18 protein-coding genes and 1 other RNA gene are annotated in these 21,338 nt (G+C 56.7%); 12 read left to right on the forward strand and 7 right to left on the reverse strand.

Annotation, left to right across the window (positions count from 1 at the left end; translation table 11 throughout):
• Positions 1 to 136 precede the first annotated feature (136 nt).
• From WH50_RS00690 to WH50_RS00705, 4 genes are all read left to right on the forward strand, one after another.
• The gene (locus tag WH50_RS00690) at positions 137 to 1,138 is read left to right on the forward strand and encodes a TRAP transporter substrate-binding protein (protein ID WP_110185588.1); all 1,002 of its coding nucleotides are present in this window, start codon (positions 137 to 139) and stop codon (positions 1,136 to 1,138) included.
• A gap of 104 nt (positions 1,139 to 1,242) precedes the next feature.
• On the forward strand, positions 1,243 to 1,887 hold the full coding sequence (locus WH50_RS00695; protein ID WP_110185589.1) for a TRAP transporter small permease: 645 nt from the start codon (positions 1,243 to 1,245) through the stop codon (positions 1,885 to 1,887).
• The gene (gene dctM, locus WH50_RS00700) at positions 1,884 to 3,167 is read left to right on the forward strand and encodes a C4-dicarboxylate TRAP transporter large permease protein DctM (RefSeq protein ID WP_110185590.1); all 1,284 of its coding nucleotides are present in this window, start codon (positions 1,884 to 1,886) and stop codon (positions 3,165 to 3,167) included. The genes WH50_RS00695 and dctM overlap by 4 nt, the downstream gene beginning before the upstream one ends.
• Positions 3,168 to 3,446: 279 nt before the next feature.
• Positions 3,447 to 4,316, forward strand: a complete 870-nt coding sequence (locus WH50_RS00705; protein WP_110185591.1) for a carboxylate/amino acid/amine transporter — start codon at positions 3,447 to 3,449, stop codon at positions 4,314 to 4,316.
• Between the two features lie 68 nt (positions 4,317 to 4,384).
• Here the strand turns inward: WH50_RS00705 and WH50_RS00710 are convergent, their stop codons facing one another.
• A complete protein-coding gene (locus tag WH50_RS00710; protein WP_110185592.1) occupies positions 4,385 to 7,774 on the reverse strand; it encodes a mechanosensitive ion channel domain-containing protein in 3,390 nt (1,129 codons plus the stop codon).
• A 55-nt stretch (positions 7,775 to 7,829) separates the two neighbouring features.
• Positions 7,830 to 10,151, reverse strand: coding sequence for an ATP-binding protein (locus WH50_RS00715; protein ID WP_110185593.1), 2,322 nt, complete (start codon positions 10,149 to 10,151; stop codon positions 7,830 to 7,832).
• A 228-nt stretch (positions 10,152 to 10,379) separates the two neighbouring features.
• Here WH50_RS00715 and WH50_RS00720 point away from each other — a divergent pair, with 228 nt between their 5' ends.
• Complete coding sequence (locus tag WH50_RS00720; protein WP_110185594.1) at positions 10,380 to 11,324, forward strand: AEC family transporter; 945 nt, start codon at positions 10,380 to 10,382, stop codon at positions 11,322 to 11,324.
• Positions 11,325 to 11,348: 24 nt separating this feature from the next.
• Here the strand turns inward: WH50_RS00720 and WH50_RS00725 are convergent, their stop codons facing one another.
• Complete coding sequence (locus WH50_RS00725; protein WP_110185595.1) at positions 11,349 to 11,810, reverse strand: EVE domain-containing protein; 462 nt, start codon at positions 11,808 to 11,810, stop codon at positions 11,349 to 11,351.
• 222 nt (positions 11,811 to 12,032) lie between these two features.
• Here WH50_RS00725 and WH50_RS27090 point away from each other — a divergent pair, with 222 nt between their 5' ends.
• Complete coding sequence (locus WH50_RS27090; protein ID WP_279305890.1) at positions 12,033 to 12,164, forward strand: hypothetical protein; 132 nt, start codon at positions 12,033 to 12,035, stop codon at positions 12,162 to 12,164.
• Between the two features lie 11 nt (positions 12,165 to 12,175).
• On the opposite strand, the gene WH50_RS00730 is transcribed toward WH50_RS27090, so the two are convergent.
• The 3 genes from WH50_RS00730 to WH50_RS00740 form a co-directional block, all read right to left on the reverse strand.
• Positions 12,176 to 12,898 (reverse strand): 5-formyltetrahydrofolate cyclo-ligase, encoded by a 723-nt coding sequence (locus tag WH50_RS00730; RefSeq protein WP_110185646.1) that lies wholly within the window; start codon positions 12,896 to 12,898, stop codon positions 12,176 to 12,178.
• 215 nt (positions 12,899 to 13,113) lie between these two features.
• Positions 13,114 to 13,297: non-coding RNA, 6S RNA (gene ssrS / locus WH50_RS00735), on the reverse strand.
• A gap of 48 nt (positions 13,298 to 13,345) precedes the next feature.
• Positions 13,346 to 13,663, reverse strand: coding sequence for a cell division protein ZapA (locus WH50_RS00740; protein ID WP_104156060.1), 318 nt, complete (start codon positions 13,661 to 13,663; stop codon positions 13,346 to 13,348).
• A gap of 363 nt (positions 13,664 to 14,026) precedes the next feature.
• Here WH50_RS00740 and WH50_RS00745 point away from each other — a divergent pair, with 363 nt between their 5' ends.
• From WH50_RS00745 to gcvH, 5 genes are read left to right on the forward strand one after another with little or no spacing between them, the layout of a single operon-like run.
• Complete coding sequence (locus WH50_RS00745) at positions 14,027 to 14,605, forward strand: UPF0149 family protein (RefSeq protein WP_104156059.1); 579 nt, start codon at positions 14,027 to 14,029, stop codon at positions 14,603 to 14,605.
• 52 nt (positions 14,606 to 14,657) lie between these two features.
• Positions 14,658 to 15,983, forward strand: a complete 1,326-nt coding sequence (pepP, locus tag WH50_RS00750; RefSeq protein ID WP_110185596.1) for a Xaa-Pro aminopeptidase — start codon at positions 14,658 to 14,660, stop codon at positions 15,981 to 15,983.
• Entirely contained in the window at positions 15,983 to 17,266 is a 1,284-nt protein-coding gene (ubiH, locus tag WH50_RS00755) for a 2-octaprenyl-6-methoxyphenyl hydroxylase (protein WP_243409932.1), read from the forward strand. Before pepP ends, ubiH begins: the two co-directional genes overlap by 1 nt.
• An 11-nt stretch (positions 17,267 to 17,277) precedes the next feature.
• Positions 17,278 to 18,495, forward strand: a complete 1,218-nt coding sequence (locus tag WH50_RS00760; protein WP_110185648.1) for a UbiH/UbiF/VisC/COQ6 family ubiquinone biosynthesis hydroxylase — start codon at positions 17,278 to 17,280, stop codon at positions 18,493 to 18,495.
• Between the two features lie 25 nt (positions 18,496 to 18,520).
• The gene (gene gcvH / locus WH50_RS00765; RefSeq protein WP_104156056.1) at positions 18,521 to 18,913 is read left to right on the forward strand and encodes a glycine cleavage system protein GcvH; all 393 of its coding nucleotides are present in this window, start codon (positions 18,521 to 18,523) and stop codon (positions 18,911 to 18,913) included.
• Between the two features lie 102 nt (positions 18,914 to 19,015).
• Here the strand turns inward: gcvH and WH50_RS00770 are convergent, their stop codons facing one another.
• A complete protein-coding gene (locus WH50_RS00770) occupies positions 19,016 to 19,894 on the reverse strand; it encodes an HDOD domain-containing protein (RefSeq protein WP_104156055.1) in 879 nt (292 codons plus the stop codon).
• A 230-nt stretch (positions 19,895 to 20,124) separates the two neighbouring features.
• Here WH50_RS00770 and WH50_RS00775 point away from each other — a divergent pair, with 230 nt between their 5' ends.
• Positions 20,125 to 21,321: a class I SAM-dependent rRNA methyltransferase gene (locus tag WH50_RS00775; RefSeq protein ID WP_110185597.1), complete on the forward strand. Its 1,197-nt coding sequence runs from the start codon at positions 20,125 to 20,127 to the stop codon at positions 21,319 to 21,321.
• Positions 21,322 to 21,338: the final 17 nt, after the last annotated feature.

Below are 21,338 nucleotides of genomic sequence, written 5' to 3' on the forward strand. Positions count from 1 at the left end.
ACTTTTTCATACCTCCTGCGGAATCCGCAGCTCGCAGCCACCTTTGAATAGCAAAGTGGCTGACGTGGCGGTGGTTCAGAGTGAAGTGCTGACCAATAAACGTAAGTACCAACAAGTACAATAACGAGGAAAACTCATGTTCAAGTTGACTGCCAAAGCGCTGGTATGTGCCGTATCCCTGGGTATCGCTGGTTGGGCTCAGGCTGCTGACCCCATCCTGATCAAGTTCTCCCACGTGGTTGCCGACAGCACCCCTAAAGGTCAGGGCGCGCTGCTGTTCAAGAAGATGGTTGAAGAAGACAAGGTACTGAACGGTCGTGTTCAGGTACAGGTCTACCCCAACTCCTCACTGTTCGGTGACGGTAAGGAAATGGAAGCGCTGCTGCTGGGCGACGTACAGATGATCGCGCCATCACTGGCGAAATTCGGCCAATACACCAAAAAACTGCAGATTTTCGATCTGCCCTTCCTGTTCGATGATATCAACGCGGTTGACCGCTTCCAGAACGGCCCTGCTGGTCAGGCTCTGCTGAAGTCCATGGAGAACAACGGCATCACCGGTCTGGGTTACTGGCACAACGGTATGAAGCAGCTGTCTGCCAACAAGGCGCTGCATGAGCCCAAGGATGCCCGCGGTCTGAAGTTCCGTGTGCAGGCTTCTGAAGTGCTGGAAGAGCAGTTCAAGGCACTGAAAGCCAATGCCCGTAAGATGAGCTTCTCCGAGGTGTATCAGGGTCTGCAGACCGGGGTAGTCAACGGTGCCGAAAACCCCTGGTCCAACATTGCTTCGCAGAAGTTCTACGAAGTGCAGAAGTACATCACCGAATCCAACCACGGTGTACTGGACTACATGCTGATCACCAACACCAAGTTCTGGAACGGTCTGCCTGACGACGTACGTGCCGAGCTTGAGAAGATCGTTACCGAAGTGACCAAAGAAGTTAACAACGAAGCGGCTGCTCTGAATGCCAAAGCCAAGCAGCAGGTTGTTGATGCCAAGACCTCCGAAATCATCGAGCTGACTCCAGAAGAACGCGCGCAGTGGGTTGATGCCATGAAGCCAGTTTGGAAAGAGTTTGAAGGTGATATCGGTGCTGATCTGATCGAAGCCGCTCAGGCTGCCAACAAAGCTCAGTAAGGGATAACACATCCGCTCTGGATGTATCCCGGCAACCCTCATCACCTGCCAGGGGTGATGAGGGCATCTCTTCGTGTTTAGCAGTTTTGATATCGGAGCCGCCAATGAGCGCAATCAAACACGTCTGGGCTCGACTGGAGGAGTGGCTGATTGCCTTCCTGCTGGCGGCAATGACGTTGGTGACCTTTGTCTACGTGGTCCTCAATAACCTCTACCCGGTTTTCTATTTCTTTGGTGACTTCTTCGCTGAGTCATCCGTCTCTGTCAGTGATTTCTTTTATGCGGTGGGTGACTTCTTCATTACCCCGGCGCAGGAAATGACCTGGAGTAACGCTCTGGTTAAAGCCATGTTTGGCTGGCTGATCTTTATTGGTATCTCCTACGGTGTACGTACCGCTGGCCACATCGGGGTGGATGCGCTGGTCAAACTGGCCAGCAAGCCCGTGCAACGTCTGATCGGCATCATTGCCACGCTGGCCTGTGTCGGCTACGCCGGTTTGATGACCGTGTCCAGCTTCGAGTGGATTCATACCCTGTTCATGCACCCGACCGAGGCAGAGGATCTGGGTCGCTTCGGTATTGAACAATGGCATGTCGGCATGATTGTGCCTGTCGGTTTTGCTTTGGTGGCGATCCGTTTTATTGAAGTGCTGTTCCGCATTCTGACCGGCCAGCAGTCGGGCCTGGGTCTGGCTGATGAAGCAGGCGATGCGTTGAAACTGGCAGAAGAGCAGGAGCATAAATCGTGACTATCCTATTCCTGTTTTTCGTGCTGTTTGGGCTGATGCTGATTGGCGTGCCTATTGCGATTTCTCTTGGCCTCTCCGGCGCCCTGACCATTCTGCTGTTCAGTCAGGACTCGGTCAGTGGTCTGGCCATCAAGCTGTTTGAAACCTCGGAACACTACACCCTGCTGGCAATCCCGTTCTTTCTGCTGGCCGGTGCCTTTATGACCACCGGCGGTGTGGCTCGTCGGCTGATTGATTTCGCCAATGCCTGTGTAGGTCATATCCGTGGTGGTCTGGCTATCGCAGCGGTACTGGCCTGTATGCTGTTTGCAGCGCTGTCTGGTTCGTCGCCTGCCACGGTGGCGGCGGTGGGCTCTATCGCTATTGCCGGGATGGTGCGCTCGGGTTATCCGCAGGAGTTCGGTGCCGGTATCGTCTGTAATGCAGGTACACTGGGAATTCTGATCCCGCCTTCCATCGTCATGGTGGTCTATGCCGCCGCCACCGAAAGCTCTGTCGGTAAACTGTTCATGGCGGGCGTGGTGCCAGGGCTGCTGCTGGGCCTGATTTTGATGGTGGCAATCTATATCGTGGCGGTGAAGAAGAACCTGCCTGCCATGCCACGTGCCACGTTCAGTGAGTGGATGGGCAGTGCACGTAAAGCCTTCTGGGGCCTGCTGCTGATGGTCATCATTCTCGGTGGTATCTATTCGGGGATGTTTACTCCCACTGAAGCGGCCGCTGTGGCAGCCGTCTATGCAGGCTTTATTGCGCTGTTTGTCTACAAGGACATGACAGTGAAAGAGACGCCTCATGTGCTGCTGGAGGCAGGCAAGCTGACCATCATGCTGATGTTCATCATTGCCAATGCCATGTTGTTTGCGCACGTACTGACTACCGAGCAGATTCCACAGCATATTGCCGAGTGGGTTACCAGCCTGGGTCTGTCACCCTGGATGTTCCTGCTGATCGTCAACATTGTGCTGCTGATTGCCGGTAACTTCATGGAGCCTTCGGCCATCATCCTGATTCTGGCGCCGATTCTGTTCCCTATCGCCATGAAGCTGGGTATCGACCCCATTCATCTGGGGATCATTATGGTCGTCAACATGGAAATTGGCCTGATCACCCCGCCTGTGGGTCTGAACCTGTTCGTAACCTCGGCCGTCACCGGGATGCCTCTGGGCGCGACTATCCGTGCGGCCTTGCCGTGGCTGATGATTCTGCTGGGCTTCCTGATGCTGGTGACCTACGTACCTGCGATTTCCATGTCGCTGCCTAACTTGCTGGGTATGCCATAACAGGATCGTTGAAACACACATTGCTGACAGGTCAGACTCGAACCCTGACGATGCTTTTTTGAAAGCGGCTTTGGTTAGCAATTTGAGCAGACGCTCGACCCCGCCCAAGCGGGGTTTTTTTCGTCCTGAGGAAAGTAGTCAACCAGAGAGTTTGAAAGGGTTTGCTATTGTTCGACTGCCGCACACTGACGGGTTCTTGTCAGAATATGTCTGTCGCTATAATGGCGCCTGTCGTTGTGTGGTCTGTGCCACCTTACTTTCCTGTTAACGGAGCAAACCATGACCTATCTGGTCGGTGTAACCCTGTTGTGGGCGTTTTCCTTCAGCCTGATCGGTGTCTATCTGGCCGGGCAGGTGGATTCCTACTTTGCTGTACTGACCCGCATCGTGCTGGCCACGCTGGTCTTCCTGCCCTTTCTCAAATGGCGCAATGTGCGCCCGGCGCTGGCAGCTAAGCTGATGACGGTGGGCGCGCTGCAGCTGGGGATCATGTATGTGTTCTACTACAAGTCCTTCCTGTTGCTGAGCGTACCGGAAGTGCTGATCTTTACCATCTTCACCCCGGTGTACGTGACATTGATCTATGACCTGCTCAACAAGCGCTTTTCTCCCGGTTTTCTGCTGGCGGCCGTTGGTGCCGTCGTCGGAGCGGCGATCATTCGCTACGACAATCTGTCGGAAGACTATCTGCTCGGTTTTCTAGTGGTGCAGGGGGCCAACCTCTGCTTTGCCATGGGACAGGTGGGGTACAAGGTGATCATGGAGCAGGAGCGTGCCGATCTGCCGCAGCATACCGTATTCGGGTTGTTCTACATGGGTGCACTGGTGGTGGGCGTCATTTCCTTCCTGATCTGGGGCGGTAACAAATATCCCACCACCAGCACGCAATGGGGCGTGTTGCTGTGGCTGGGGGCGGTGGCCTCCGGTGCGGGTTACTTCCTGTGGAACAAAGGGGCGACGCTGGTCAATGCTGGAACGCTGGCGGTAATGAACAATGCCCTGATCCCGGCCGGGCTGGTGGTCAACCTGCTGATCTGGAACCGCGCGGCGGATATGCCGCGCCTGCTGATCGGCAGTGGGGTCATGTTTGTCGCGCTCTATATCGCCGAGCGGTATTTCCGTAACCGGGCGCTGCCAGCTGCCAGCTGAGCGACGGACTGGATCGGCAGACACACAACAGGCACCCGTAGGTGCCTGTTTTGTTTACGTGTTTACGGCTACTTGCCGATGGCGTCCTTGTTGATACGGTTCGGCCAGTCGCGCTTGACATGGATATCCAGCTGCGGGAAGGCAATCTCGATATTGTTGGCGCGGAACAGGTTATTGATACGGTTGAGAATCTGGTGCTGGGAGGGCAGTCGATGCCCCAGCTCGTTGACGTAGTAGCGCAACTCGAAGTCGAGGGTGGAATTATTGAACTTGGTGAAGAACACCTCCGGCAGCGGATTCTCCAGCACCAGATCGCATTCGTTGGCCGCTTGCAGAATCAGGTACTCGGCACGGGCCGTATCGGTACCGTAGGCCACACCGATATTGACCACGATGCGGGTGATGGCATCACTCAGTGACCAGTTCACCAGCTGCTGGGTGATGAAGGTCTTGTTGGGGACGATGATTTCCTTGCGGTCCCAGTCGACGATGGTCGTGGCACGAATCTGGATCTTGGTCACTGTCCCCGACAAACCATTGATGGTGACGGTGTCGCCGATGCGGATAGGCTTTTCAAACAGCAGAATCAGACCAGAGATAAAGTTGGCGAAGATTTCCTGCAAGCCAAAGCCCAGTCCCACACCGAGCGCTGCCACCAGCCACTGCAGTTTCGACCAGTCAAAACCGAGGATGGAAAAGCCCACGAGAATACCTACCAGCACCAGAGTGTACTTGGTCAGGGTAGTGATGGCGTAGCCGGTACCGGGTGACAGTTCGATGCGCTGCAGAATCAGTAGTTCCAGTACCCCCGGCAGGTTACGCACGCCAACGAAGGTCAGCAGGAATACCGCCAGTGACAGCAGTGCCGCCTTGAGTGAGATCGGTGCCAGCTCGGTACTGCCGTTGACGGTGACGGAGCTGTCCCACAGCTTGATCTGATCAAGGAAGGAGAGGGAAGTGAACAGATCGGACCAGATCCCCCACAGCACGACCACCAGACCGAACATGATCAGCAGGTTCAGCACCTTGCGTGACTGCTCACTGACAGTCTGCAGATCGATCAGGTTTTCTTCCGGCGGGTCGATGGACATCTCGGTGCTGGAAACCTGGCTGTTGGGGTTGGCTTCCTTCTCCTTGGCACGCTGTGCCAGCAGTTCCGCACGCTTGGACTTGGCGCGGCTGAACGCCAGACGGCGTTCTTCAATCAGCAGCCAGCGGATCGCCAGACTGTGGATGCAGATACAGACAAACCCGGCAAAGCAGGTCAGGTGCAGCTTGATGTTCATCAGCATGGCGCTGAAGTAGTAGCCCTGCAGGGTCAGACCCAGCAGCACCAGCTGGCTCAGGGGGAAGAACCAGTGCACGGCAAGAAACAGACGTCGCTGGGAGGCCGTAGGATTCTGTCCGACCCACACCTTGCGGTCTTTGAATACGCGCCAGTAATAGAGTGCCAGCCCGATGGTGAGGATGATGAAGGCCATCCGCCCCAGGGTGTTGCGCAGGTCATCACCGAGATTGTTTTCTGTCAGGGCAATGATAAAGATCGATGGCAGGGCCACCGGAAACAACCGGCGCGATACCCGGCGGATCAGAGTGACCTGCACCTCGGGCCAGTTAAAGTGGGCGATGAACAGGTTGTTGGGGCGATTGAACTTGCGCATCAGCAGATGCAGACCCGTCAGCATCGACAGAACAATCAGCGCCTGCTGCAGCGCATAGGACAGATTGCTGTCGCTGATCTGGTGCAGATACCAGGCCAGCGTCAGCTGAATCACACTCCAGGGCAGGGTATAGAACGCACATACCAGAATCAGACGCAGGGTCAGCAGGAAACCGTCCTGCGTCACCTTGCCCAGCTTGCCCTGAATCTCTGCCGCCACTTCGTCACAGCGGTTGGCGGCCACCCGCCGCAGAGACAGCATCAGCAAAATCATGAACAGCGCGGCTGTGGTGCTAAGGGTATCGGGGGTGATGGAGCTGACCACGCTCTTCCAGTAATGGGGCATCAACAGCGCGCTGACCGCCACCAGACAGTCCATCACCCAGCTGAAGTTGACCGGGCGGGCCGAAGGCACCCATAGCAGGTGTTCATCGATCAGGCTGCGGAACTGCTGCAGCTGTTGCTGCAACTGGTTGTTGGACAGGTCTACCTGCGCCAGAACACTGACATAGCTGCTGGCGCTGGAGGACAGCTTGCTGAGAATTTCCTTGCGCACATCCAGCAGCTCGGTGAAGGTCTTGCGATCGGCTTCGCTGAGGTTCTGGAATTCGGGATCATCCTGATACTGCTCCAGCAACACTTCACGGTTATCGAGCTGATTGAGCTGCTGGTCGTAGTCGTAAATCTTCAGCTGCAGCTGATCCAGCTGATCACTCAGCTGCTTGGCGGGCAGGGCAGGGGGCAAGTCGCGCAGTTCGCTGCGCAGCGTCTCGCCGAAGGCAACGCTGACCTTGAGCAGGTCCAGCTGCTTTTTCAGATCCTGATAGCGCTGGGTCAGCATGCGCGACTGGCCATCAATCTGATCTGCCTGTTTTTGCGCGTTTTCGATGTTGGTGGTCATGGTGCTGAGCTCATCGCTCAGCTGCTGGTTCAGCTCCAGCTGCTTCTTGATCAGCGGCGGGCTGTCGCTGGCCTGATCAGTCAGTTTGCGGTTGGCTTCAACGGTCTTTTCGGTGTCCTGACGACGCAGCAGGCTGATCTGCTGTTGCAGGGTATCGACCTGGATACTCATGTCCTTGGTCTGCAGCTCCAGCAGCTGGCGCTTCTGCTCCGCCAGCGTGGCGCGGTTGGGCACGCTCAGCAGCTCCAGTTCCAGCATGCGCAGCTCAGCCGTGAGGGCGTTACGCTTGGCCGACAGCATGATCATGGTCGCCTCGCTGAGCACATCGGCGGCGCCAGCGCGGTTGGCCTGGGTGATCTGCTCGTTGACCTGATCCATTTCCGCCTTGCGCTGATTCAGCTCTTCACGGGCGGTCACACTGCGGCTGGTGAGAGCACTGACCGCATTGCGCGCGGTGGTCAGGCTGTTCTGCAGGTTGTAAAGGTCGGCATTGCGAATCGACAGTTCCTGCTCCAGCTGGCTCTGATTCTTGTCGTATTCGTAGGGAGCCGGAGTGCTCTTGAAGTTGTCGATCTGGCTCTGCAGCTCGCGGGTCTGCTGGGCAAAGTTTTTCAGCAGCTGGTCATAGCCGTTAGCCTGATCGATATACTCCTGACGATCCTGACTGAGCTGGATGGCCTGATTGTAGAGGTCACGCAGCTGCTTGGTATCGGTGCTGGTATCGTTGGCGTCCAGCGCATCGAGCTTGCGCTGCGCCAGTTTGCCCGGGTCGTAGTTGTCGGGATCCGCATGGGCCTGCCCTGTCAGCAGCGTGCCGCAGAGCAGAGTATAGACCATCAGCAGTAACGGCCAGAGCATGGCCTGGCGTAAAGAGGGCACGGTGTTGGCTGTGCTCATGGGTATCCTGATCCTGACAAGGTGCCTGAAGTAGCGGAGCGCAATGGAATGGGCGCTACCCTATCATGGGACTAGTGCGCTGCACAGGGTGAGCCGCCGGCAGGCTGATACGAAACAGCGCCCCCCCCTCGGGATGGTTCTCCGCACTCAGCTCACCGTGCAGGTTGTCGACGATGCGATGGGAGATCGACAGGCCGATGCCGAGCCCCTGGCCGATGGGCTTGGAAGTGAAAAATGGCTCAAACACCCGGGGCAGATGGGTGTCCGGGATGCCCGGGCCATGATCGCGAACGCACAGCGTTACCCGGCCCGGGAGGGAGGTTTCCAGATAGATATCGATACGATTGGCGCCTGACGGAGCCGCCGCGGTATGGCCACTTTCATGCATGGCCTGCAGGGCATTGGTGAGGATATTGATCAGTACCTGTTCCAGCTGCAGCATGTCGCCCTGTACCCAGGCATAGGGGCTGGCCGGTTCAATATTGATGGTGGTGTGATACTTCTCCAGCTGGCTGTGCAGCATGGCCAGTGCTCCATCCAGCACGGTCTTCCACTGCAGCGGCTCGGGCTGGCCGCTGGATTTGCGGGCAAAGACCTTGAACTGGGCAATCATCCTGGCCATACGCTCCGTCAGCTGGATGATGGTGGCCAGATTGCTGTGCGCCCGCTCGTATTCCTGCCGTTCGACAAAGTGCCGGGCGTTCTCGCTGAAGCTGCGAATGGCCGCCAGTGGCTGGTTCAGCTCATGGTTGATGCTGGCGGACATCTGCCCTAACAGGGCCAGTTTGGCTGTCTGGATCAGCTCGTTCTGGGTCTGGCGATGCTCATCGATTTCCTGCAGCAGCCGGGCATTGGTCAGGCTGAGGTCAGTGGTGCGTTCCTCCACGCGCTGCTCCAGCTCATCACGGGCGTGATGCAGTGCCTGTTCATAGCGTTTGCGCTCGGTAATGTCGTGGATAGTGATAAGAAACTTGCGTTCATCCTGCAGGTGCATATCACCTATTACCCATTCGATGGGGAATTCGCTGCGGTCAGCACGCAGCCCCCGGGCTTCCAGCAGCAGCTCTGCAGCGGGTGCGTCGTGAGGTGTCTGTTTCAGGGTTTCGATCCGCTGCCAGCACTGGCTGCGGTTGGCCTCAGCAAACAGCTCGCTGATAAAGTGGCCCTTGATGTGTTGCCAGTCATAGCCGAACAGGGCTTCTGCCATGGGGTTGAAGGACTCGATACGACCATCGGTATCCAGCGTGACAAGGCCTGCGTGAGTGTTGTCGATGATGGCCTGAATACGTGCCTTGTTGAGGGCGCGGGTCTGGCTGGACTGGTGGTGGAAGGCTTCACGTTCTGAACGGATACGCCGGCGCAGGCGGATAAAAACGCCGATCATCACCAGAATGACATAGAGGGTCGTGACCAGTACCACATGGTTGAGCACCTGGCTGTAGAGGCTGCTCAGGCGGGTAAAGGTGCGCAGGGTGAAATCATAGTTGGGAATGGGCCGCTGTTGCTGCAGGTAGGCTACGGTATGAATGTCTTCGGCCAGGCTGCTTTGCGGCCTGCCGTTGCCCGCTGAATCAAGAATGGTTACCAGCGATGAGCTGGCGCTGAGCTGGCGTTTCTCAACGATGGACAGCGAGGTCAGCTCGCGCGGGCCATAGCGCTGGCTTTCGACAATGCGTTGCTGCGCCGCAGGCGTCAGTGGTGTCAGGGTCTTCAGCTGCCAGTTGGCGCGGGTGCTGATAAAGATGACGCCGTCTTTGTCGGTGACGATGGTGGTGGAGTGATCATTCTTCCACAGCGACTCCAGACGGTTGACGGCCACTTTGACTACCAGCACACCGATGATGCGATCATTGGCGCGCAGCGGGTAGGCAAAGAAGTAACCGCGGATATTGGACGTGGTGCCCAGGGCAAAGTAGCGTCCGGTCTGTCCCTGCATGGCCTGAGTAAAGTAAGGGCGATAGTTAAAGTTCTTGCCCACGAAGGAGTCGTCGTCCTGCCAGTTGCTGGAGGCAATGGTCTGGCCATCGGTGCTCATCAGGTACATCACCGAGGCGCCAGCGACGGCATTGGAGCGATGCAGCTGCTGATTGATACGCAGCTGCAGGCCCGCATCATCAGGGTGCTGCGCCAGACGAATCAGTTCCGGGTGGGTCGACAGCAGTTCTGGCAGATATTCGTACTTCGACAGCTCACGCTCCAGACCGGTGGAGAAGCGGTCCATCATGTTTTCACCCTGAGCTTCGAGGCTTTCCAGGGTCGAGCGGTAACTCCACAGTGCCGTGATGGCGATCAGGGCAATACCAAGCAGCAGGAGCAGTCCACCGATCAGCCAGGGAACGGGATTGCGCAGGCTGTGATGAGGAGGTGTGAGCTGCATGGGCGACGCGCTATCAAAGTGTGGAGTCTGTCATGATACGGGAATTTTCCTGTCGCTGTCGGCAGCAGAGTGACTCTGGTCGTGACGTGTTCAGGCATTACTGCGCAAGTGCCGTGTTTCAGCCGCTATCACCCCAGGCAATAGCCATTTGTGACGACGGAGTTCTGGGCTGTCCCAGGGCGCTCTGCTATAAACACGGTGGTCCTTCACTCTATCGATGTTATCGCCATGACTGCCACTCTTGATGCCCTCGGTCCGATCTTTCTACTGGTGTTGCTTGGCTATGCCCTGCAGCGCTGGCAATTTCCCGGAGATGGCTTCTGGCCACTGGCAGAGCGCTTTACCTATTACCTGCTGTTTCCGGCACTGCTGATTCACAATCTGGCCCCGGCACACTTTGCCGGGGTGGCGGTGAGTGACATCGTGCTGCTGGTGGTAGCCATGCTGCTGGTGGCGACGGTCATGCTGGTGGCCGTACGGCACTGGGTTTCGGCGACGCCTGCCGCCTTTACCTCCTTCTATCAGGGGGGTATCCGTTTCAATACTTATGTCGGGCTGGCGGCAGTCAATCAGTTGTACGGTGATCAGGGCATAGTTGTGGCGGCGGTCACCATTGCCATCATGATCCCGCTGATCAACGTGCTGTGTGTGCTGATCTTTGCCTTTTATGGCGGGCAGGGGGAAAAGGTCAGCTGGGGCGCAACAGCGATGCAGATCGCTAGAAATCCACTGATCCTTGGTTGCGTGATGGGTGTGCTGCTGAATGTCAGTGGAATTGGTTTACCGTTCTGGAGCAAACCGGCCTTGGGCATTCTCAGCCAGGCGGCCTTACCTGTGGGTCTGCTGGCGGTGGGCTTTGCACTGAATCTGCGCGCATTGCGTGGTGCTATCGCACCGCTGGGATGGGCCTGTGTGGCGAAATTCCTGGCGTTGCCACTGGTCGCTCTGATGCTGGCCCGAATATGGGGGGCGGAGCCGCTGGTGACGCAGGTGCTGATTCTGTTTGCTGCGCTGCCGACGGCCTCTTCGTCCTATATTCTGGCGCGGCAGATGGGCGGCGATGCCCCCCTGATGGCGGGGATCATTACCGCGCAGACCTTGCTGGCGATGGCAACCCTGCCGATCACCCTGATGCTCTATCCGCTGCTTGGGCTGAGTCTCGGCACGGGCTGAGGACCAGTCCAGAGCTTTTCAGCGTCAGTGAGAATAGTGACTCAGGATATGCCGCCAGTGCTCTTCACTGACGGGCTGTACTGACAGGCGGCTGCGATTGATCAGCGGCATACTGGCCAGCTGGCTGTCCAGCTTCAGCGCCTGCAGGGGGATGACGTCAGTGAACTTTTCACGAAGCTGGACATCGACCTGATACCAGCGAACTTTGCCGGGTTCAGACTTGGCATCAAAATATTTTGATGTCGGGTCAAACGCGCTGGGATCAGGGTAACCCTCGCGCACAATCTCAACGATGCCGACAATGCCTGGCTGTGGGCAGCTGGAGTGGTAGAAAAAGGCCAGGTCGCCCAGTTTGATCTGATCGCGCAGGAAGTTGCGGGCCTGGTAGTTTCGCACGCCATCCCAGCCACTGCGCTGATCTGGTTGCCTTTCAAGATGTTCAATGCCGAAGGTGTCAGGCTCACTTTTCAATAGCCAGAATGTCATGGTTATACCTCTCCAGGGCGCACTTTTTGCGGCGTGAAAAGTCGCAATTTACACCGTCTTTACTACGACCTTAGTTGCAAAAAAAAATTACAAATCTTACCTTTTCAAGCGGACAGAAAGTGTTAATTTTTAGCGCACATTTTTACGTGGTTTCCCGTTGCTTGCGGGGATAAATCCAGTGTGGCTGGCGTCGGTTTTTGAGTTAAGAGGAAAGGTTACGCCATGAATAGTCGGCCCGATATGCTGACCCTGTTGTTTCTCGTATTTGTTGTCGGTTTCTGCATCACCGGTTACTCGCAAAGTGATGTGCAGTTGTTTGCCCTGATCCAGTCGTTGCTGGGGTCAGTCGGTTAAGGACCGTTGGTTCAGCTCTTCTGCTTTATGCCGTTAGACATCCCTGACGGTGCTGTTTGTGTGTCAGCGGTGTCCCCAGTGCCTGATGCGGGACACCAGCCACCGTCCGTCATGATTCCCTGTAATGGAATGTCCCAGCTGGCGACCGGCAGTTGCGGTACTTCTTGCCCCTGATGTGCCAGTCCTATCATGCGTGTTGACAGATAGCCGCGGTGCAGGAAGGCAAACGCCCGATCATAGAAGCCACCTCCCATTCCCAGCCGATTTCCACCTGCATCAAACGCCACCAGTGGCATGCAGATCAGATCCAGAGTCCAGGCCGGGCGCTGGGCTGACACATCAAAGCGTGGCTCTTCAATACCAAAGCGATTGCGCACCATCGGTGTGTCCGCGGTGTAGTGCTGGAACAGCATACGATGGTCATTCAGTGGGTGCAGTACCGGCAAATAGACGTGCTTGTGCATTGACCAGGCTTTGTGGATCAGCGGGCGCGGATCAATTTCACCATCATTACTCAGATACAGTGCCAGATGCTTGCTGCTGATAAAGGCGGGATGAGCGGCCATGCGGCGTACCAGCGACCTGGCAGCATGCCGTTGTTGCTGAGCTGACAGGCTGCGGCGCAGGTGACGCATCTGCCGACGCAACTGCTGCTTCTGTTGCTCCAGTAGTTGCAGATCATCGACAGATGCAGCTGCAGAGTGGGTAGGTAGACTGGCAACTGTTGAGTTCATCACACTGTGCGCCATTCGGTGGTTGGGAAGTGCTGAAGAGGTGAGAGCCAATACTAGCGGCAGTTGCGCTGGTGGTCATGCCTGCTGGCGACAGATTCGTAATTGGCGGCAACGTGCGATGAGTTTGCTAGTCGTTACAACAAAAGTTGACTGTAGAACTGTGTGATGAGCCATGTAGCTAACCAAATCAGCTACTTCGCCAGGAAAGGAGAAAAGGACTCCCCGATGATGCCGTTATCCGCCTGTACCCTGAACCAAAGGTTCAGAGTGGGAACGCCTGAGTTTTCAGAAGGCTTTCCGTCAAGCGGACATGCACAAAGAAAACCACGAGACATTCCCTTGATAAAGTGATTATCGGCTCGAGGGATCTAGCAGATGTATCGAACACCCCAGGGAGCTGGGTGCGATTATACACACTTGCATGGGGATGTCAGGACTTGAAATTTATTATTCCTTGCCTTCCTCAGCATCTGCCGGGGTTGGGTTCAATACCTGATCAACCCGCTCAGCCAGAGCGCGGGCCTGACGATCAGCCTGCTCGTTGGCGCGTTGCATGCCCAGCAGTTCGTAAGACAGATTCAGTGCCGTCATGATGGCGATGCGCTCCATGCCATGCACCTTGCCGCTCTGCCGTACCTGACGCATGCGCTGATCGAGCAGTTTGGCCGATAGCAGCAACTCGTCCTTGCTTTCCTCTGGGCAGTTAATCAGGAATTCCTTGTCCAGAATGGTAATTGCCACAGTAGTGGCAGTTTGACGACTCATACCTAGAAGCTCCAAACCTTTTCGATGGCTTGCGGAGTGATTGTGTTATCTGCTGACTTCTTTCACCCAGACAAGATATCTGAATTGTCGTGGCCAGCATGGCGCAAATGAAGCTGCGCCTAAGAATTATAGTGCCGATAGCCCAGCCGGTGTTCTGCAGGTAAAGCAGTGTAACTCAGTGTTAGTGCGGGAGGGGCGCTATTTGGTTACGAGGTCTTTCCATTGACCTTGATCCGAAGCGTGCCACACAGGTTTTCCACTCTGGATCGGCAGTAGTATGATAGTGGACCTGTATCAAATTTGCATAAGTCTTTGTTGTCCCCGTTGGCGGGACTCCATGCACCGTCCAGGCAGAGCGTATTCATGTCCTCGTCTACCGCGTTACCTGATTTTGACTCCTTGAGCAATCTGTTTATTCAGATTGGCGCTCTGGGCTCTCCTTCTGAGTTGCATGGCACTCTCTGTGGTTTCCTGACAGCCGGGCGACGCTGGAGTACTGATGACTGGCTCAAGCAGTCTGCTCAGTTGCTGGATATTGATGTCCCCGAGTCTGCGCAGGCGAAAACGGCTCTGGCCCAGCTGTACGATGTCACCCTGCGTCAGCTGGAGGAAGGCGTGTTCGAGTTCACCCTGATCGTGCCTGATGACGACTATGCCGTTGCGCAGCGATCACAGGCCCTTGGCAGCTGGTGCTATGGTTTTCTGCACGGCTATGGCATGGGTGGTGGCCAGGTGGATGAAAATCTGGATGAGGATGCGCGTGAGTCGATTCAGGATCTCAGTCGTTTCACCCAGTTGAGCGATATGGCCCTGGAGGAACAGGAGTCCGACGAGGCTGACCTGATGGAATTGCTGGAGTACGTGCGGGTGGTGGCCATCATGCTATTTACTGCCTGTAACCAGCAGGAACAACCGGTCAACCCCAACCGCACCTTGCACTGAGTGGATCATTCGCTGGCAGCCTGATGGCTGCTGGCCGCATCAGGGACCATCTATGCAGACACTTCCCCTTGCCGAATACGCCAGTCGCCGTCGTCGCCTGCTCGACACGCTGCCCGAAGGTAGCGTCGCCATTGTGGCTGGCGCCGAGCTGAGCCCGCGTAACCGCGACGTTGAATACTATTTTCGTCAGGACAGCGATTTTTATTATCTGACCGGATTTGCTGAGCCATCCGCCTGGCTGGTGCTTGTGCCGGGTCGCGGTGAAGGTGAGGTGGTGATGTTCTGCCAGCCTCGTGATCAGGCCATGGAGATCTGGGAAGGCTATCGAGCCGGCCCTGAGGGTTGTATGGCCCGGTACGGTGCCGATCAGGCCTTCAACGTCGAAGAGCTGGACCAGCAGCTGCCGCAGCTGCTGGCCGGAAGACAACAGCTGTTCTATAGCTTTGACAGTCGCGACCCTGTGGTGCAACGCATCGGGCAATGGTTGGCGAGCACCCGACGTCAGGCCCGCAGCGGTGTTCAGGCGCCAGCACAGGTGCGGCAACTGGATGATGTGCTGCATGAGATGCGCTTATTTAAAACCCCCGCTGAACAGCAGCAGATGCGTGAAGCCGGGCGCATTACCACGCTTGGCCATCGCCGTGCCATGACGGTGTGTCAGCCGGGGATGTGGGAATACCAGCTGGAAGGGGAAATTCTGCACGAATTTTCTCGTCACGGCAGTCGCTGGCCCGCCTACGGCAGTATTGTCGGTGGTGGTGCCAATGCCTGTGTGCTGCATTACATCAATAATGATCAGCGTCTGCGAGACGGTGATCTGGTGCTGATCGACGCGGGGTGTGAACTTGACTACTACGCGGGTGATGTGACGCGTACCTTCCCGGTCAATGGCCGCTTTTCAGCTGAACAACGCGCTGTCTATGACATCGTGCTGGCAGCGGAGCTGGCCTGTATTGAACGCTCCCGCAGCGGTGTGGGCTTTGATCAGTTGCACGACGTATCGGTAAACATTCTTACGCAGGGTCTGGTCGATCTGGGGATACTGCAAGGCAGTGTCGATGGCCTGATTGAGCAGGGAGCTTATCGGGATTTCTACATGCATCGTATTGGCCACTGGCTGGGGATGGATGTTCATGACGTCGGCAGTTATCGCCAGCAGGGGCAATGGCGAGCCCTGCAGCCCGGCATGGTGACGACCATTGAGCCCGGGATCTACATCAATCCGGCGAATACCAGGGTTGAAGAGCGCTGGCGTGGTATCGGCATCCGTATAGAAGACAATGTGCTGGTCACGGATGCGGAGCCTGAAGTCCTGACGGCACTGGCCCCCAAGACAGTCTCTGAGATCGAGGCACTGATGGCAGAGGCGCGGGGCTGATGGCAGGCAGTATGAACAGTGAAGTACAGCATTTCGATGTGATTATCGTCGGCGGTGGTCTGGTGGGAGCCAGTCTGGCCTGTGCTCTGCTGCCCATGGCCAAACGCCATGGCATGCGTATTGCTGTGGTGGAGGCCGTTCCCTTACCCTCTCTTGCCAGCGAGCCTTATCAGCCAAGCTATGATGCGCGCGGTACAGCGTTGTCTTATGGTACCCGGCTGATCTATGAGGAAATGGGGGTATGGCAGGCATTGAGCGAACGTGTCTGTGCCATTGAACATATTCATGTGTCCGACCGCGGTCATTTCGGTACCACCCGATTGCATGCTGCCGAAGAGGGTGTGGCGGCTCTGGGCTATGTCGTGGAGAACCACTGGATTGGCCGCGTGCTGCTCAGCCATCTGCAGCAACAGGGTGGTGAGGCGATCAGCTGGCTGTGCCCGGCGGAAGTGACCGCCATCACTATGGCTGCTGAACGGGCACAGGTGACTATTCACCATCAGGATCAGCAACAGCAACAGCAATTGAGTGCGGCTCTGGTGGTACTGGCCGAGGGCGGGCGTTCCAGCCTCAGCGAGCAGCTGAGTCTTGATTATCAGGAAGCCCCCTACAATCAGTTTGCTTTGGTCAGCACCCTGACACCGGGCAAGGCTCATGCTGGGGTCGCCTTTGAACGATTCACCGCTGAAGGCCCCCTTGCTCTGCTGCCGCTGACTGACAGTGATGACGGCAGTCATCGCTGCGCGCTGGTGTGGACCACGCCGGATGAGCTGATCGGTGAACGCATGGACTGGGATGATGCGACCCTCCTCAAAGAGGTTCAGCAGGTCTTCGGCTACCGCCTCGGGCGTTTCAGTCGCATCGGTGAGCGTTATTGTTATCCTCTGGCGCTGAAGCAGGCGCGGGAACAGGTCCGTAGTCGTCTGGTGGTGCTGGGCAATGCAGCGCACGCCCTGCACCCGATTGCCGGGCAGGGCTACAACCTGGCCTTGCGTGGTGTGGCTGATCTGGCCGAGCGCCTTGGACGGCTGCATCAGCAGGGCGAAGATCTGGGGCAGCTGACTCATCTCAATGCATTTGTCGAGCAACGTCGTCAGGATCAGATGCGCACCATCGCTTTCAGCGACAAAGTTATGAAGGTTTTTGCTGAACCCCGCTTCCCAGTGCAACTGGTGCGTGATCTGGGATTGGTGGGCCTGAACATGTTTGCCCCTGCACGTCATCGTCTGGCACGCGCTGCCATGGGACTGGACGGCACGCGGGCGCGTCTGCATGGCGCCTGATGGAGTTTCCGATGTCTGCTTCAACTCAGCATTTTGATCTGATTATCGCCGGTGCTGGCATGGTCGGTGCTGCTCTGGCCGTAGGGGCTAGTCGTCAGGGCTGGCATGTGGCGCTGGTGGACGTTATGCCCATGCCACTCAGCCTTGCGGTCGAGCAGGGGCAAGGAGTGGGTGACTATGATCTGCGCGTCAGTGCGCTGACCGAAGCCAGTCGGCAGTTGCTGGTCACTCTCGGTGTCTGGCCACTGATGCAGGCTCAAAGGGTCAGCCCCTATCAGCATATGCAGGTATGGGATGCTGCGGGAGTCGGGCATATCCGTTTTTCTGCAGCCGAAATGCACTGGGCTGAACTGGGACATATTGTTGAGAACCGCGTCACCCTCGCGGCACTGCATGAAGCGGTTGCACGCAGCGAGGTTGTCTGTTTTGCGCAGCGGCGCGTGCGGGCACTGTCGTTGCTGCGTGATGGTCAGCGCGTGGTGACACTGGATGATGGTGAGCAGCTGACCGGTAAGCTGGTCATCGGTGCTGATGGGGCTCAGTCCCGCATCCGGCAACTGGCGGGCCTGACCCAGTGTGAGCGAGATTACGGCCATCATGCTATCGTCGCCACCGTTGCCACAGCCCTGCCGCACCAGCAGACGGCATGGCAACGTTTTATGCCTGATGGTCCGCTGGCGTTACTGCCATTGGATCACCCGCAGCGCTGCTCGATTGTCTGGTCCACGGAAGCGGACCATGCCAGAGCCCTGCTTAAGCTGGATGACGACGGATTTTGTGCTGCCCTGACCGAAGCCAGCGAACATCGTCTCGGCCGTATCGAGGCGGTCAGCGAACGCAGCAGTTTTGTGCTGAAGATGCGTCATGCCTGGCAGTATTACAGTGACGGTGTGGTGGTGGTGGGCGATGCCGCTCACACTATTCATCCGCTGGCTGGGCAGGGTGTCAATCTGGGCTTCAAGGACGTGGCAGCATTATTGCAGCAACTCGCGCAGGCGCGTCAGCGTGGCCAGTCTCCGGCGGCAGAGCGTTGGCTCAAGGCCTATCAGCGTGCTCGCAAGGGGGATAACTGGATGATCATGGCGGGCATGAGCGGTTTCAAAGCGTTATTTGGTAATAAGGATCCCGGTTTGACCCTGATGCGCAATCTTGGTCTTTCCTGGGTAGATGGTCTACCTTTGCTGAAACGCCAGCTGGCCGCACGGGCCATGGGCGTGCCGGCAATCTGAAGTGGTTTGAAGAGGAAAAGTTGAAATGAGCCAGATTCCCAGCGAGCTCAAATATGTCAGTACCCACGAGTGGATTCGTACCGAAGATGATGGCACCGTCACCATCGGTATTACCGATCATGCCCAGGAGTTGTTGGGTGATGTCGTGTATGTAGAAGTACCCGAAGAAGAGACCTCTCTGGCCAGTGGCGAAGAGGCAGGTGTTGTGGAGTCAGTAAAGGCAGCTTCAGATATTTATTCCCCCCTGTCTGGTGACGTGGTGGAAGTAAATACCGCGCTGGCAGATGCGCCGGAGCTGGTCAATCAGGATCCTTACGGTGCAGGCTGGATCTTCCGTCTGCGCCCGACTGATCCTGATGAGTTGGAAGACCTGATGGATGCCGAAGCTTACGCAGAGCTGTGTGAGGAAGAGGAATAACCTCTGTTTCGGGTATTTGTCCAGACTGTCTAGCCTATCCAGAGCCGGTATTCCCGGCTCTGGTCGTTTTCAGGTTCTGCTATCTGCCACGGTACGCCGTGGTTACCACTGATAGTTGTCGCTACGCAGGCCCATGTCATTAAGGCGTTCGGTCAGATTGGCCAGCTCGTCTTCATCAATATGCAGCTGCTCCAGAATCGCATCGCGATACTGCAGCCACTCGTTATCGACCGGTTGATTGCCAAGAATGCGATAGAGCCCGCAGACATGTTCGGCTACCTTGAGAATGGCTATGAGGGTACGACGTTTGCTGTTGTTGGCCGGCCCCTCAAAGATTTCTGCCAGATCATGATGCTGCAGGATGGTTTCGGCCAGATCATCCGGCAGGTGCCAGACTCTGGCCATGTAGTAGCCAACCGTTGCGTGGTTGGTTTTGAGAAACTGGTCTTCCACCCGTGTCACTGCGCCTTTCTTGTAGCCGACTGACATCACCGCACGATAGTCCTTGAAGCGCATCAGCATCAGCGGCACGCCCACATTGTGGAACAGGCCCAGGGTGTAGGCTTCTTCGGGGGTGGAAAAGTTCAGTTCACGCGCCAGCGTGATACAGGCCAGAGCGATGTCCTGCGCGGTATCCCAGAAGCGCTGTAAGGCCGGATTGTCATCACTGCGCATGGTTTCGCGCAGAGCCAGGGCATTGGCGACGTTAATGGCATTCTGCAGACCGAGCATGGCAACGGCATGTTGTACCGTTGATACTTTGCGGCGCAGGCCAAAGAAGGGGGAGTTGACGGTCTTCAATACCGCAGCGGAAAGGCCGACATCGGTACTTATGATGTCGATGATCTCTCCCACCCGGGGTTCGGGCTGGGCGCACTCCAGATGGAGATCCACTAATACCTGGGGCTGGGGTGGAATGGAGATGCCTTGCAGGGTCTTCGCGATATCGCTTTCTGACAGGGCGTTGGATGCATCGGACATGGTAGTGGCTTCCTGAACTACAGCGCGACAAGTATAGCCCAGATGGCGATAGTCTCTTAAGAGCAAGGGTGACTAAAATGTCATTTTCGATGTCGCCCGCTGGATCCAGATCAATCTTTACTGAGCTGAGCCTCAGTGCCATACCGATTTTATCTCACAGGATTTATACCAATACCGTCAGGGTTTCTCGCTATAATGCTGCCTTTTGGTTCGGTAGTAAGAGGTCAGTTATGAACCTGCCCGTTCTGCGTTTGCAAGCCAAAGCCGATCGGCGCTTGCGTGGTGGTCATTTGTGGATTTACAGCAATGAAGTCGATATTGCTGTCACGCCACTGAAAGGTTTTCAGCCTGGTGAACAGGTCGTGGTTGAGAGTGCAGTAGGTAAGCCGCTGGGCATCGCCTACGTCAACCCCAATACCCTGATCTGTGCCCGTCTGGTCAGCCGTGATGTGTCCCTGCAGCTGAACAAGTCACTGCTGGTACACCGGTTGAATCAGGCGTTGTCACTGCGTCAGCGTGCTTTTTCTGAACCCTACTATCGTCTGGTCTTCGGTGAGGCTGATGGACTGTCAGGGCTGGTGGTGGATCGCTTTGGCGATTATCTGGTGGTGCAGATTTCCACCGCGGGTATGGAGCTGGTCAAGGATGAGATCGTGGCGGCTCTGTGTCAGGTGCTGAAGCCTGCCGGCATCCTGTTCAAGAACGATGGCAAGATGCGTGCAGTAGAAGGCCTGGATGAATACGTCAGCGAAGCCTGGGGCAGTGTGCCTGACGAAGTGATACTGCGTGAAAATGGCGTCGAGTTTGCGGCACCGGTGCGTGAAGGGCAAAAAACCGGCTGGTTCTATGACCACCGCATGAACCGCGCGCGGGTACAACACTATGCCAAGGGTCTGCGGGTGCTGGATGTCTTCAGCTATGTCGGTGGTTGGGGGGTGCAGGCTGCTGCTGCCGGTGCAGAGTCGGTGACCTGTATCGACGTATCGCAGTTTGCCATTGATCAGATCAATGCCAACGCCCGTCGTAACGGCGTGGAAGATAAAGTCAGTGCCCTCAAGTCCGATGCGTTTGATGCGCTGAAGGCCATGGTGGCTGAGAAACAGCGCTTCGATATGGTCATTTTGGATCCACCTGCCTTTATTCAGCGTCGCAAGGACGTGGCTAAAGGTGAGCAGGCGTATCTGCGTGCCAATCAGCTTGCCATGCGTCTGCTGGAAAAGGATGGCCTGCTGGTGTCGGCATCCTGCTCAATGCACCTGCAGCGTGAGCGTTTGCTGGATGTAGTCAGAACCTGTGGCCGTACGCTGGAGCGTCATGTGACTTTGCTGGAACAGGGTGGGCAGGGTGCCGATCACCCGATACACGCTATGATCAGCGAGACGGACTATCTCAAGTCGATGATCTTCCGCGTCTTGCCAGCGCTTTAAGCTACAGACGCTCACCT

The organism is Pokkaliibacter plantistimulans, assembly GCF_003194385.1.
Taxonomy (GTDB): domain Bacteria; phylum Pseudomonadota; class Gammaproteobacteria; order Pseudomonadales; family Balneatricaceae; genus Pokkaliibacter; species Pokkaliibacter plantistimulans.

Coding starts and splice junctions, on each gene's coding strand:
- WH50_RS00690 (WP_110185588.1), top strand. CDS start 137: ATGTTCAAGTTGACTGCCAAAGCGCTGGTATGTGCCGTATCCCTGGGT.
- WH50_RS00695 (WP_110185589.1), top strand. CDS start 1,243: ATGAGCGCAATCAAACACGTCTGGGCTCGACTGGAGGAGTGGCTGATT.
- WH50_RS00705 (WP_110185591.1), top strand. CDS start 3,447: ATGACCTATCTGGTCGGTGTAACCCTGTTGTGGGCGTTTTCCTTCAGC.
- WH50_RS00710 (WP_110185592.1), bottom strand. CDS start 7,774: ATGAGCACAGCCAACACCGTGCCCTCTTTACGCCAGGCCATGCTCTGG.
- WH50_RS00715 (WP_110185593.1), bottom strand. CDS start 10,151: ATGCAGCTCACACCTCCTCATCACAGCCTGCGCAATCCCGTTCCCTGG.
- WH50_RS00720 (WP_110185594.1), top strand. CDS start 10,380: ATGACTGCCACTCTTGATGCCCTCGGTCCGATCTTTCTACTGGTGTTG.
- WH50_RS00725 (WP_110185595.1), bottom strand. CDS start 11,810: ATGACATTCTGGCTATTGAAAAGTGAGCCTGACACCTTCGGCATTGAA.
- WH50_RS27090 (WP_279305890.1), top strand. CDS start 12,033: ATGAATAGTCGGCCCGATATGCTGACCCTGTTGTTTCTCGTATTTGTT.
- WH50_RS00730 (WP_110185646.1), bottom strand. CDS start 12,898: ATGAACTCAACAGTTGCCAGTCTACCTACCCACTCTGCAGCTGCATCT.
- WH50_RS00740 (WP_104156060.1), bottom strand. CDS start 13,663: ATGAGTCGTCAAACTGCCACTACTGTGGCAATTACCATTCTGGACAAG.
- WH50_RS00745 (WP_104156059.1), top strand. CDS start 14,027: ATGTCCTCGTCTACCGCGTTACCTGATTTTGACTCCTTGAGCAATCTG.
- pepP (WP_110185596.1), top strand. CDS start 14,658: ATGCAGACACTTCCCCTTGCCGAATACGCCAGTCGCCGTCGTCGCCTG.
- ubiH (WP_243409932.1), top strand. CDS start 15,983: ATGGCAGGCAGTATGAACAGTGAAGTACAGCATTTCGATGTGATTATC.
- WH50_RS00760 (WP_110185648.1), top strand. CDS start 17,278: ATGTCTGCTTCAACTCAGCATTTTGATCTGATTATCGCCGGTGCTGGC.
- gcvH (WP_104156056.1), top strand. CDS start 18,521: ATGAGCCAGATTCCCAGCGAGCTCAAATATGTCAGTACCCACGAGTGG.
- WH50_RS00770 (WP_104156055.1), bottom strand. CDS start 19,894: ATGTCCGATGCATCCAACGCCCTGTCAGAAAGCGATATCGCGAAGACC.
- WH50_RS00775 (WP_110185597.1), top strand. CDS start 20,125: ATGAACCTGCCCGTTCTGCGTTTGCAAGCCAAAGCCGATCGGCGCTTG.